Genomic DNA, 12,295 nt, shown 5'->3' with positions numbered 1-12,295 from the left:
TGCCCGGGATGGTGCCAACCTTCACTTCCGCGGGCGATATGCGGTGGAAACTGGCCCGCGGAAGTCGATATAGCTACAGAGTTGATGGTGGTGCGGCTGCTCAGGGGTTGGTGTTGCCGCCGCCGTCGCTGCTGCCGCCCAGTTTCGAGATCCAGTCGGTGACGGTGGAGACCGTGTCGCTGATCGCCTGCCAGTAGCTCTTGCCCTGGCCGATCCAGTCCTGCAACGGGGTCAGTTCCCAGATCAGCCAGCCCGCGACGAACAGCAGCACCACGGTGAACAGACAGCCCTTGAGGCAGCCGAGGCCGGGGATCCTCATCGGGTTGGCGCTGCGCTGCCTCGGCTCGCGGGGCTGACGCGGGGCCGGCGGCTGGGGCGCCACCGGCTGCTGCGGGGGCGCGTACTGCTGGCGCTGGGGCTGCTGTTGGGGCTGTGGCTGGTACTGCTGCTGGTGGTGCTGGGGGTACTGCTGTTGCTGCGGCTGCTGGTACTGCTGATGCTGCAAAGGCGGCTGCCGCCGCTGTGGCTGCTGTGGCTGCTGTGGCTGGGCGCGCTGGGGGCGGCGGCGCAGCGGGTCCTGGCCCGGGTCGAGGTACTGGACCTGGGTCTGCTCGTTGCGGTCGCGGGCCGCCTGGAGCTGGGACTGCCAGGGGTGCGGCCCCTCGGGCTGCGGAGAGCCGTCCGGACGCGGCGGCACGGGCGGCATGACCGAGGTCGGGTCGGCGTGCCCGCCCGCGCCCTGGCCCTGGCCGGGGGTGTGCTGCATGAGGCTGGTGGCGGCGTTGGGGTCGTACGAGCCCGCGTTGCTCGGCAGCACCTGCGTCGGGTCCGCCGCGCCGGGGGTCTGCGGAACGGCCGCGGGCGCCGGATCGGGTGCGAGCAGGGCGCCCACGCCGTCGGCCGCGGCGATCTGGGCGGAACTGGCGTGCACGCCGATGCCCTCCGCGACGACGCGCAGGCCGCGGGCCAGGTTCTCGGCGCTGGGCCGCCGGTCGGGGTCCTTGCTCAGGCAGCGCTCTATCACCGTCCACAGCGGGGCCGGGACGGTGCTGGGGCGGCGGGGCTCCTCGCTGAGGTGCCGGTGCAGCACTTCGAGGGCGGTGCCGCCGGCGAACGGCGGGCGGCCGGTGACCAGCTCGTACAGCAGGATGCCCGCGCCGTAGATGTCGACGGCGGAGGTCTGCGGGCGGCCCTCGGCGGACTCGGGCGCCACGTAGGCGGGCGTGCCGACGAACTCGTGGGTCCGGGTGAGCCCCGGGGAGTCGGCCAGGCGCGCGATGCCGAAGTCGGTGAGCATCGGGTGCATCTGGCCGTCGCGCTCGTCGAGCAGGACGTTGGCGGGCTTCAGGTCGCGGTGGACGACGCCGTCGGCATGGCTGGCGGCGAGCGCGTCGGCGATCTGCGCGGTGAGCAGTGCGGCGGCGACCGGGGTGAGCGGGCCGTTCTCGCGGAGGTAGCGGTGCAGGTCGGGGCCGTCGACCAGGTCCATGACGAGGGCGAGGAGGTCGCCCTCGACAACCAGGTCGCGGGTGCGCACGATGTTCTCGTGGGTGAGCCGGAGCAGCACGGAGCGCTCACGCAGGAACCGCATCACGACATCGGCGTCGTTGGCGAGCTCCTCCTTCAGGACCTTGATCGCCACGGTCTCGCCGGGCTCGCCGGCGACGGCCGCCTCGGCGCCCGCGGTCTCCCGCTGGCGGGCACGCCAGACGGTGCCCGTGGCGCCGCGTCCCAGCGGCTCCTCCAGGAGGTACTTGCTGCCTACCGGCCGCACGTCATGCGCTCCCTGCAGATCGTGGTGATTGCGGTGCTCCCGGATCCGCCCGGGAGTTCCGCCTACTCTAGGGCCTGTCCGGCGGGGCCAGGCAGCTCCGTCCGGTTGCCTTCGTCGCCCTGTCCGCCGTTGGCCGGATGCCGCCCCGAGGAGGCACCGGCCGGTCGTGGGACAAGACGCTCACATCGGACGGATGGTTGCCGCACTCATGTGCGACGAACCGTTTCGGACGCCCATCCGGAACGGTTCCGTCCCCGTGGACGACGTTCCAAGCAGGCACTTATGGGCGCACAGCCGACGTTTCAAGATCACTTAGCGGTGACCCCCGGGCGTGTTGTCGGTGGCAGGTGCGAGGATGCCTCCAGCACGGAACTGTGGGGTCGGGAGCCCTGCGGCACGTGACGAACCTGTACCGGACGACGCGTCCGTGTCGGGTGGGGGGAATCACAGGGCGTTTCCCCTGCCCGGCGCCCCGCGCAGAAGGGACCGCTGACGGCGATGCAGATCCGGCTGACCGTCCTCGCGCCGCGCAGCGGCCAGACCCCGGCGCGCGCGTGCGACGTGCTGGTCACCGCCCCGTCGGGGACGGCGCTCGCCACCGTGGCGTCCAACCTGGCCGCGGCCGTCCTGGGGCCCGACGGCTCGCTCGGCAGCGGCGCGGTGGTGCTGTTCGCCGGGCGCGAGCGGCTCGACGCCCAGCGGTGCGCGCTGGGCGAACCACCGCTGGTGGACGGAGCGATGCTCTCGCTCCAGGTCCCGGGCGAGGACGAGGCGGTGGACGACGCCGTCCCGGCGCGGCTGCACGTGGTCGCGGGGCCGGACGCGGGCGGGGTCCACCTGCTGCACGGCGGCCGGATCCGGATCGGCCGCTCCGCCGACGCGGACGTCCCGCTCGACGACCCCGATGTGTCCCGGCTGCACTGCGCGGTGACGGTCTCCGCCGACGGCCAGGTCTCGGTGGCCGACCTCGGCTCCACCAACGGCACCCTGCTCGACGGTACGGAGGTCCGCGACCGCCCGGTCAGGCTGAAGCCCGGTGCGCTGCTGCGGCTCGGCGAGTCCGCGCTCCGGCTGACCTCCGGCGCGCCCGCGCCGACGCTGGCGACGGCCCCGGACGGCGAGGGTCATCTGCGGGTGTCCGGCACGGCCTGCGCCGACGACGGCTCCGGTCACGGATACGCCCCGGCGGTCTCCCCCGGCCCCGGGCCCGTCCCCCACGAGGACTCCGGCACCGGTCACGCGTACGGGAGCGACGACGGGCGGACCGGTGCCCACCGGGCGTCCTCCTCCGGGCACCCCGCCCCCGTCCCGGACGACGGGACGCCGCGACGGGGCGGGATAGGCGCCTGGGCGCGCAGACTCGCGGGCAACAGGGGCGAGCCCGTGCACGAGGCGACGCCCGACGGCGCGGGCGCGGCCGAGCCGCCGTTCCCGGCCGCCCCGGCGCCGTCGGGGGCCGCCGCGCAGAGCGTCTGGCCCGACCCGGCGGCCGTGCTGCTGACCGCGCTCGGCCCCGGCCCCCGGCTGTGGGAGCGCGGCACCGCCCACCCCGAGGCGCTCGTGGTGCGCCTCGGGACGACGGACCGGGCCGAGCTGCCCGCCGTGCCGGTGACGGTGGGGCTGCGGGAGGCCGGTTCGCTCGGGCTCGCCGGGCCGCGGACCCGGCTGGCCGGACTCGCCCGTGCCACGGTGGCGCAGCTCGCCGCGCTGCACTCCCCCGCCGATCTGGAGATCGTCCTGATCAGCACGGACCGCGCCCGCGGCGCGGACGAGCGCAGGCGCGAGTGGGCCTGGCTCGGCTGGCTGCCCCATCTGCGGCCGATGCACGGCCAGGACTGTCGGCTGCTCCTCGCGTACGACCGCGACCAGGCCACCGCCCGCGTGACGGAGCTGGCGCGCCGGCTGGACGACGGTCCGCTCGGGCCCGGCTGGGCGAGCCTGGACCGCAGTACGGTCACCGAGGCCGCGGAGCGGTACACGGGTCCCTACACCGTGGTGATCCTCGACGGCGACCCGGGCTCGGCGGCGCTGCGCGAGAACACCGCCCGGCTGGCCGCCGCCGGTGCCGCGGCCGGCATCCATCTGATCTGTCTGGCCGAGACCCCGGCCGCCACACCCACCTCACCGGTCGCGGCGACCTACGAGGCCGCCTGCCACGCCTCGATCGCGTTCCGCGAGTGCGGGGCGGTGGCGATGCTCAGCGGCGACGTGGCGACGGCCCTGCGGCTGCTGCGGACGGCGGACGGCCGGGCCGCGGGCCGCGGCACGGTCGCCGCGGTGGACGCGGTGTCGGCGCACTGGGCCGAGCGGTTCGGGCGGGCGCTGGCCCCGTTGCGTACGGAGGGTTCGGCCACGGCCCACGGCCGATCGGCGTCGGCCTCGCTGCCGGCCACCGCCCGTCTGCTGGACGAGCTGGGCCTGGCCCGTGCCACCCCGGCCTCCCTGATGGCCCGTTGGGCCTCGACCGCGGACAACCAGCCCGGCGCCACGGTGCGCGGCTCGGGCCGCTGGACGGGCGGACCGGCGGGCGGCGGCGCGGACGACGGCGCCGATGCGGGCACCCGCGGTTCGGGCCGTACCGAGTACCCGCGCGGCGCGGGTCCCCGCGTGGGCGCCCAGCGCACGGGCGGATACGCCCCCGGCTCCGGCCGCACCCCCTACCCCGGCAGCGAGAACGCCACCCACATCGGCACCCCGGGCCACCCCCTCGCCCCCGACGACGGCCACGACACCCCCGGCTCCGGCCGCATCCCGTACCCGGACTCGGGCCGTACCCCGTACCCCGACTCCGGGCGCACCCCTTATCCCGGCGGTTCCGCGGGCCGGGCCGGCGGGCAGCGGTACGGCAGTTCGCCCGGGGACACCCCGAGTTCGCGGACCGTTCCCGGGACCGGTACCGGTTCCTGGGCCGGTGGTGGTGACCGCACCGGTGCCGGCGACGTCCAGGGCGCCGACAGTCTCCGTTCCGCCGGGTCCGGGCGCGGCTCGAACCGGGTCAGCGGGCCGCGCGGCGGCGACACTCCCCGGGTCGCCGCGCGAGGCGCCGAGAGCGCCGGGGCGGCAGCGGACGCGGGCGCCGACCCGGACACCGGCACACCCGCCGCCCCCGCGGCCGTCGGGCGGCCCGTGGTGGTGCTCGGCGCCGGCCCCCGGGGCGCGGTCAGCGTGGATCTGGCGGAGGAGGGCCCCCACCTCCTCATCGAGGGACCGGCCGGCAGCGGACGCACGGAGCTGCTGCGGGCCGTCGCCGCCTCGCTCGCCGCGGCGGCCCGGCCCGACCTGCTGGGCATCCTGCTGGTCGACGGCGCGGGCGGCGACCGCGGCGAGGGCCTTCGCCCCTGTACCGAGCTCCCGCACGCGTTCACGCACCTGGTGGCCTCCGATCCGGTGCGGATGCGGGAGTTCGCCCAGGCGCTGGGCGGTGAGCTGAAGCGCCGCGCCGAGCTGCTCGGCCCGTACGACTTCACCGAATGGCACCACCGGCACGAGGTGGCGCGGCAGATGGTCGGCCAGCGCCCGCCGACCACCGCGGAGCAGCGCGGTGACGTGGACGCCCCGATGAGCGGGACGCTCCGGCTGCGCCCCGCCGCCCGCTCCTCGGACCCCGGGCCGTCCCCGCTGCCCCGGCTCGTCGTCCTGGTCGACGACTTCGACGCGCTGGTCGCCCCGGCGCTCGGCAGCCCCGGCCGCCCCGCCGCGGGTTCGGTGGTGCGGGCCCTGGAGGCGGTGGCGAGGGAGGGCGGCCGGCTGGGCGTCCACCTGGTCGCGGCGTCCGCCCGCCCGGACCGTACGGAAGACACGGACCTGGCCCACGGGGCCCGGCTGCGCATCGTGCTGGACGCACCGGTGGTCCCGCCGTCGCCGGAGGGCCCGGCGCCCGGACGGGGCAGGCTCGGGCATCCGGACGGCCGGGTGACGCCGTTCCAGGGCGGCCGGGTGACCGGTCGCATCCCGCGCACCGCCACCCTGCGGCCCACCGTCGTGCCGCTGGAGTGGGAGCGGATGGGCGATCCGCCGACCCGGCGCCCGGTCCGTGAGCTGGGCAACGGACCGACCGACCTGGCGCTGCTGGCCAGTGCGCTGGAGCGGGCGGCCCGTTCGGTGAACGCCGAGCCGATAGCCCCGTTCGGGCCCGTCCACTCCTGAGGGAGACCGGGTCCGGACATCCACTGACATCACGTCACGAGCCCATCACGATCAAGGAGTTGACACGAGAAGCGGTATTGCGGCGTCCGTACACCGGGCGTAGGACTGTGCGCACACAACGATGTGAGAGACGGGGAAGCAATGCGCACAACCCTTCGGATCAGCAGGGCCGCCGCGGTGTTCACCGCCGTCGGCGCACTGGCCCTCACCGGTTGCAGTGACGACGGCGGAAAGGACAAGCCGGACAAGAGCTCGGGGAGCGGCAAGGGGAGCCCTTCCAGCGTCGCGCTGCCCAAGCTGGACGGCGAGAAGCTCTCGGTCGCGGCCGTCTGGACCGGTGCCGAGCAGGCCAACTTCGTCAAGGTCCTCAAGGAGTTCGAGAACCGCACGGGCGCGAAGGTCACCTTCGTCCCGGCGCAGGACCCGATCGTCAACTTCCTCGGTACGAAGATCGCGGGAGGTCAGCCGCCGGACGTCGCGATGATCCCGCAGGTCGGCGCGATCCAGCAGGCCGCCCAGAAGAAGTGGGCGAAGCCGGCCGGCCCCGAGGCCAAGGCCCAGCTGGCCAAGAACTACTCGAAGGTCTGGCAGGACCTCGGCGCGGTCGACGGCACCCAGTACGGCGTCTACTTCAAGGCCGCCAACAAGTCCCTGATCTGGTACAACGCCAAGGCGTTCGAGAACGCGGGCGCGGCCGAGCCGAAGACCTGGAAGGACTTCCTGAAGACGGCCGAGACGGTCTCCGCATCGGGTGTCACCCCGGTCTCGGTCGGCGGCGCGGACGGCTGGACGCTGACCGACTGGTTCGAGAACATCTACCTCTCCCAGGCCGGTCCGGAGAAGTACGACCAGCTGGCCCAGCACAAGATCAAGTGGACGGACCCGTCCGTCAAGGACGCGCTGACCACGCTCGCGCAGCTCTTCGGCAAGCCCTCGCTGATCGCAGGCGGCGCCGACGGCGCCCTGCAGACGGAGTTCCCCGCCTCGGTCACCCAGACGTTCACCGGCGGTGACCAGCCCAAGGCCGCGATGGTCTTCGAGGGCGACTTCGTGGGCGTCAACATCGCGCAGACGAAGTCGAAGATCGGGACGGACGCCAAGGTGTTCCCGTTCCCGGCGGTCGGCGCCGAGTCCCCCGTCGTGACCGGCGGCGACGCCGCGGTGGCGCTGAAGGACGGCAAGGGCGCCCAGGCCCTGCTGACCTGGCTGGCCTCCGCCGACGCCGCGAAGATCATGGCCGAGCAGGGCGGGTTCATCTCGCCGAACAAGACCCTGGACGCCTCCGCGTACCCGAACGAGGTGCAGCGCACGATGGCGCAGGCGCTGATCTCGGCCGGTGACTCCGTCCGGTTCGACATGTCCGACCAGGCGCCGCAGTCGTTCGGCGGGACGCCCGGCAAGGGCGAATGGAAGACCCTCCAGGACTTCCTGAAGAACCCGAAGGACATCGCGGGGACTCAAGCGAAGCTGGAGTCCGACGCGGCCAAGGCGTACAAGAGCTGACGGGATGACGACAGCCGCAGCGGGGGGCGCCGACGCGGTGCCCCCCGCCGACAAGCAATCGTCCGCGGAGCCGTCGGTGCCCGCGCCCAGGAAGCCGTCCGACCCGCTGTCCGGCGGCCCGGGACGCAGCCGCCGGAGCGTGACCGGCACCCGCCGGCTCTTCGCGGCCCTCTTCCTGGCACCCGCGCTGGTGCTGCTGGGCGCGCTCGTGGTCTATCCGATCGTGTACTCCGTCTACCGGTCGTTCCTCGACCAGGCGGGTACGGGCTTCGCCGGACTCGACAACTACAAGGCGCTGTTCACGGACGACACCATCCGTACGGCGGTCAAGAACAACGCGATCTGGGTCGTGCTCGCGCCGACGGTCTCCACGGCCCTCGGGCTGATCTTCGCGGTGCTCACGGAGCGGATCCGCTGGGGCACGGCGTTCAAGCTGGTCGTCTTCATGCCGATGGCGATCTCCATGCTCGCCGCCGGCATCATCTTCCGGCTGGTGTACGACGCCGCTCCGGAGCGCGGGGTCGCCAACGCCGTATGGGTGGGTGTGCACGACACGTTCTCCGAGTCGGCGGGATACCCGAAGGCACATCCGCTGCCCGTCCACCCCCTCAGGGCGGGCGACGGTGGTTCCTTCGTCACCAAGGCGCCGGTACGGGCCGGGCAGCCCGTGCAACTGCCGCTGGTCGGTGTGATTCCGGCGAACATGCCGAAGGACGCGAAGCCCGCGAAGGCCGCCGCGGCGGCGGACGGCGAGATCACCGGCACCGCGTGGCTGGACTTCACCAAGGGCGGTGGCGGGCGGCCCAATGTCATCGACGCCAAGGAGCTGGGGCTCAAGGGCCTCAAGGTCGAGGCGGTCAAGGACGGCAAGGTGGTCGCCTCGGCGACGGCGGCGGCGGACGGTACGTTCACACTGCCCGCGTCGGCGGACGGCGCCGGACTCCGGCTCCCCGCCTCGAACTTCAAGGAGCCGTACAACGGCGTCGAGTGGCTCGGCCCGACCCTCGTCACCCCCGGGATCATCGGTTCCTACGTCTGGATGTGGGCCGGGTTCGCGATGGTGCTGATCGCGGCGGGGCTCGCGGGGCTGCCCCGTGAACTCCTCGAAGCGGCCCGGGTGGACGGCGCGAACGAGTGGCAGGTGTTCCGCCGGATCACGGTGCCGATGCTCGCGCCCGTGCTCGTGGTGGTGCTGGTCACGCTGATGATCAACGTGCTGAAGATCTTCGACCTGGTCTTCATCATCGCGCCGGGTTCCTCGCAGGACGACGCGAACGTGCTGGCGCTCCAGCTCTACCGGTCCTCGTTCGGCACGGACGCGGACCTCGGGATCGGCAGCGCCATCGCCGTACTCCTGCTGCTGCTGGTACTCCCGGTGATGTACGTCAACATCCGCCGGATCCGGAAGGAGAGGCGCCGATGACGACAGCGTCGACCACGGCCACGAGCACGACGGCCGAAGACGTTCCGGTGAAGGCCGAGCGGTCCCTCGGCGCACGCCTCGCCGCCCGCGCCGGCGGCGGTGCGATGCGGATCTTCCTCGTGCTGGTGGGCCTGTTCTGGCTGATGCCGACGATCGGTCTGCTGCTGTCCTCGCTGCGCGGCGCGGACGACATCGCGGCGACCGGCTGGTGGAAGGTCTTCACGGCCCCGTCCCAGCTCACCTTCGACAACTACTCCCGGCTGCTGGACAATTCGACGATCACCCACTCCCTCCTGAGCACGGTCATGATCACCGTCCCGGCGACCGTCCTGGTCGTCGTGATCGGTTCACTGGCCGGGTACGCCTTCGCCTGGATGGAGTTCCCCGGCCGCGACTGGTGGTTCCTGGTGGTCGTGGGGCTGCTGGTGGTCCCGGTGCAGGTCGCCCTGGTCCCGGTCTCCAAGCTCTTCGGTGCGGTCGGGATCTTCGAGACGACCTTCGGCGTGGTCATCTTCCACACGGCCTTCGGTCTGCCCTTCGCGATCTTCCTGCTGCGGAACTTCTTCGCGGAGATCCCGAGGGAGCTGCTGGAGGCGGCCCGGCTCGACGGGGCGGGCGAGATCCGGCTCTTCACCCGGGTCGTGATGCCGCTGGGCGGTCCGGCAATCGCCTCGCTCGGGATCTTCCAGTTCCTCTGGGTCTGGAACGACATGCTGGTCGCGCTGATCTTCGCCGACTCGGACTCGCCGCCGATCACGGTGGCCCTCCAGCAGCAGGTCAGACAGTTCGGCAACAACATCGACGTGCTGGCGCCCGGCGCCTTCGTGTCGATGGTGATTCCGCTGGCGGTCTTCTTCGCCTTCCAGCGCCAGTTCGTCTCCGGCGTGATGGCGGGCGCGGTGAAGTGAGCCGCGAGCGAGCGGTGGCGTAATGCGCACGGCTGTACGTCAACACGGGGCGGGGTTACCCATCACGGCAACCCCGCCCCACCTGCCATTTCGTGGATTTGCCACGTTTTGACGTAACCCGGTCACTCCATGGGGCGTTTGCGGACCACCCGCCCGCGCAGCGAACGACCCATGGATGTGTTGTGCCCCGGTTCAGTGTCATCGTGCCCGCGTACCGGGTTCAGGCGTATCTGCACGAGAGCCTGGACTCGGTGCTCACCCAGTCCTTCGAGGACTTCGAGCTCATCGCCGTGGACGACTGCTCACCGGACGCCTGCGGCACCGTCATCGACGAGTTCGCCGCCCGCGACCGCCGGGTGCGGGCCCTGCACCTGCCGGAGAACGTGGGCCTGGGCCGGGCCCGTAACGCGGGGATCGCGCAGGCCACCGGCGACTACCTGGTCTTCCTGGACGGCGACGACACCCTGACCCCCGGCGCCCTGCGGGCCGTCGCCGACCGGATCGGGGCGGCCGGGGAACCGGACGTACTGGTCTACGACTACGCCCGGACGTACTGGACGGGCGAGAGCGTGCGCAACAGCTACGCCGAGCATCTCGCCGAGACCGGCCCGCCCGCCTTCACGCTCGCCGACCGGCCCGCCCTGCTGAAGGTGCTGATGGTCGTCTGGAACAAGGCGTACCGCCGCGCGTTCGTCCAGGCCGAGGGGTTCACCTTTCCGCCCGGCTACTACGAGGACACGCCCTGGACCTACCCGGTACTGATGGCCGCCGGCTCGATCGCGGTCCTCGACCGGGTGTGCGTGGGCTACCGGCAGCGGCGCCGGGGCAACATCCTGTCCACCACCAGCCGCAGCCACTTCGACATCTTCGAGCAGTACGACCGGGTCTTCGCGTTCATCGATGCCCGCCCCCCGCTCGCCCGCTGGCGGCCGGTGATCTTCCGCAGGATGCTCGACCACTTCTCCACGCTGTTCACCACCCGGGGGCGACTGCCGCGCGGCGGGCACGGCGAGTTCCTGCGCCGGGCCCGCGCCCACTGCCGCCGCTACCGGACCCCGGGCGCCCCCGTCCCGCTCCGCGCCCGGCTGCGCCACGGCCTGATCCGGCTGGGCGCCCACCGCACGTACCGTGCGCTGTGGAGCGCGCAGGCGCTCTGCGGCCGGCTGCGCCGGACCGCCGCGGCGGTCCGGCGGACGGTGCGAGCGGTCGCGCTCCAGGCCTACTACCGCGTCCAGTTGACGCTGCCCGTCCAGGCGGACCGGGCGGTGTTCGCCGCGTACTGGCACCGCGGCTACGCCTGCAATCCGGCGGCGATCGAGGCGAAGGCCCGCGAGCTCGTCCCCGGGCTGCGGACCGCCTGGATCTGCCGCCCCGAGGACGCGCACACCGTGCCGACCGCGACCCGCGGCCTCACCCCCGGGACGTACGGCTACTGGCGGGCACTGGCCCGCTCCCGATACCTGGTGAACAACGTCAACTTCGACCGGCGGCTGGTCAAGCGGCGCGGCCAGGTGCTGCTCCAGACCCACCACGGCACCCCGCTCAAGACCATGGGTCTCGACCTCCAGGACCGTCCGGCGGCGGCCCGCGCGACGGACTTCGGCCGGCTGCTGGCCAATGTCGACAAGTGGGACTTCTCCCTCTCGGCGAACCAGCACTCCACCCTCGTCTGGGAGAAGGCCTACCCGTCGGCCTCCGCGAACTGCGTGACGCTGGAGTACGGGTACCCGCGCAATGACGTCTACCAGCGGGCCACCGCCGACGACGTGGCGCGGCTGCGCGAGCTGATCGGCATCCCGGAGGGCCGGGTGGCCCTGCTGTACGCGCCCACCCACCGGGACTACCGCCGCGCCCAGTGCCCCGCTCTCGATCTGGCGCGCGTGCTGCGGGTCCTGGGTCCGGGCTACGTGGTCCTGACCCGCACGCACTACTCGTACGACGCCCCGATGGACCGCGAACCGCACCCCCGGATCATCGACGTCAGCGGCCATCCCTCCGTCGAATCGCTCGCGCTCGCCTCGGACGCGCTGATCACGGACTACTCCTCGCTGATGTTCGACTACGCCAATCTGGACCGGCCCGTCGTCCTCCACTGCGGCGACCGCGAGGCGTACGAAGCGGCCCGCGGCACCTACTTCGATCTGCACTCCTGCCCGCCCGGCGCCATCGCGCACAGCGAGGACGAACTGCTCGATGTCTTCGCCACCGGCCACTGGTGCGGCGCCCGTTCCGCCCAGCTGCGGGCGGCGTTCCGGGCGCGCTTTTGCCCGTACGACGACGGGCTCGCGGCGGAGCGGGTGGTGCGCCGGGTCTTCCTCGGCGACACCGCCGTGCAGCCGCCCGCGATTCCGCCGGAGCGGCGGAGTCCCGCGCCGGCGGCGGGGAACCCGGCGCGGTTCCCGGCCCCCGCACCGGCCACCGCCGCGGTGCCCGGTGACCGGCAGGCGTCCGCGGACCTCGGCCTCGCCGGTGCCCGGCCCACCAACCACCCCTGAGCGCGCCGTAGATCCGTCAGGCCCGTCGAATCCGCTGGATCCGTGT

The 12,295-nt window shown here is 73.1% G+C and carries 6 protein-coding genes; 5 read left to right on the top strand and 1 reads right to left on the bottom strand.

Annotation, left to right across the window (positions count from 1 at the left end; all coding sequences use genetic code 11):
* Window positions 1-100: 100 nt before the first annotated feature.
* On the bottom strand, window positions 101-1,774 hold the full coding sequence (locus ACFV8T_RS02715; protein WP_385323745.1) for a serine/threonine-protein kinase: 1,674 nt from the start codon (window positions 1,772-1,774) through the stop codon (window positions 101-103).
* A gap of 498 nt (window positions 1,775-2,272) precedes the next feature.
* Between ACFV8T_RS02715 and ACFV8T_RS02710 the strand changes: the two genes are divergently transcribed.
* From ACFV8T_RS02710 to ACFV8T_RS02690, 5 genes are all read left to right on the top strand, one after another.
* On the top strand, window positions 2,273-5,920 hold the full coding sequence (locus ACFV8T_RS02710) for an FHA domain-containing protein (RefSeq protein ID WP_385323742.1): 3,648 nt from the start codon (window positions 2,273-2,275) through the stop codon (window positions 5,918-5,920).
* Between the two features lie 141 nt (window positions 5,921-6,061).
* A complete protein-coding gene (locus ACFV8T_RS02705; protein WP_385323740.1) occupies window positions 6,062-7,423 on the top strand; it encodes an ABC transporter substrate-binding protein in 1,362 nt (453 codons plus the stop codon).
* A 4-nt stretch (window positions 7,424-7,427) separates the two neighbouring features.
* Window positions 7,428-8,846, top strand: a complete 1,419-nt coding sequence (locus tag ACFV8T_RS02700) for a carbohydrate ABC transporter permease (protein ID WP_385323737.1) — start codon at window positions 7,428-7,430, stop codon at window positions 8,844-8,846.
* Window positions 8,843-9,754, top strand: coding sequence for a carbohydrate ABC transporter permease (locus ACFV8T_RS02695; RefSeq protein WP_266418545.1), 912 nt, complete (start codon window positions 8,843-8,845; stop codon window positions 9,752-9,754). The genes ACFV8T_RS02700 and ACFV8T_RS02695 overlap by 4 nt, the downstream gene beginning before the upstream one ends.
* A gap of 182 nt (window positions 9,755-9,936) precedes the next feature.
* Window positions 9,937-12,249 (top strand): CDP-glycerol glycerophosphotransferase family protein, encoded by a 2,313-nt coding sequence (locus ACFV8T_RS02690; RefSeq protein WP_385323734.1) that lies wholly within the window; start codon window positions 9,937-9,939, stop codon window positions 12,247-12,249.
* Window positions 12,250-12,295 lie beyond the last annotated feature (46 nt).

This window comes from Streptomyces sp. NPDC059832 (genome assembly GCF_042731715.1).
In the GTDB taxonomy this organism is placed as follows: Bacteria; Actinomycetota; Actinomycetes; order Streptomycetales; family Streptomycetaceae; genus Streptomyces.
This window is presented reverse-complemented; position numbering and strand designations above follow the sequence as displayed.

What these genes read in the sequence shown, in the direction of transcription:
- ACFV8T_RS02700 (WP_385323737.1), top strand. Translation starts at nt 7,428, where the DNA reads ATGACGACAGCCGCAGCGGGGGGCGCCGACGCGGTGCCCCCCGCCGAC.
- ACFV8T_RS02710 (WP_385323742.1), top strand. Translation starts at nt 2,273, where the DNA reads ATGCAGATCCGGCTGACCGTCCTCGCGCCGCGCAGCGGCCAGACCCCG.
- ACFV8T_RS02705 (WP_385323740.1), top strand. Translation starts at nt 6,062, where the DNA reads ATGCGCACAACCCTTCGGATCAGCAGGGCCGCCGCGGTGTTCACCGCC.
- ACFV8T_RS02695 (WP_266418545.1), top strand. Translation starts at nt 8,843, where the DNA reads ATGACGACAGCGTCGACCACGGCCACGAGCACGACGGCCGAAGACGTT.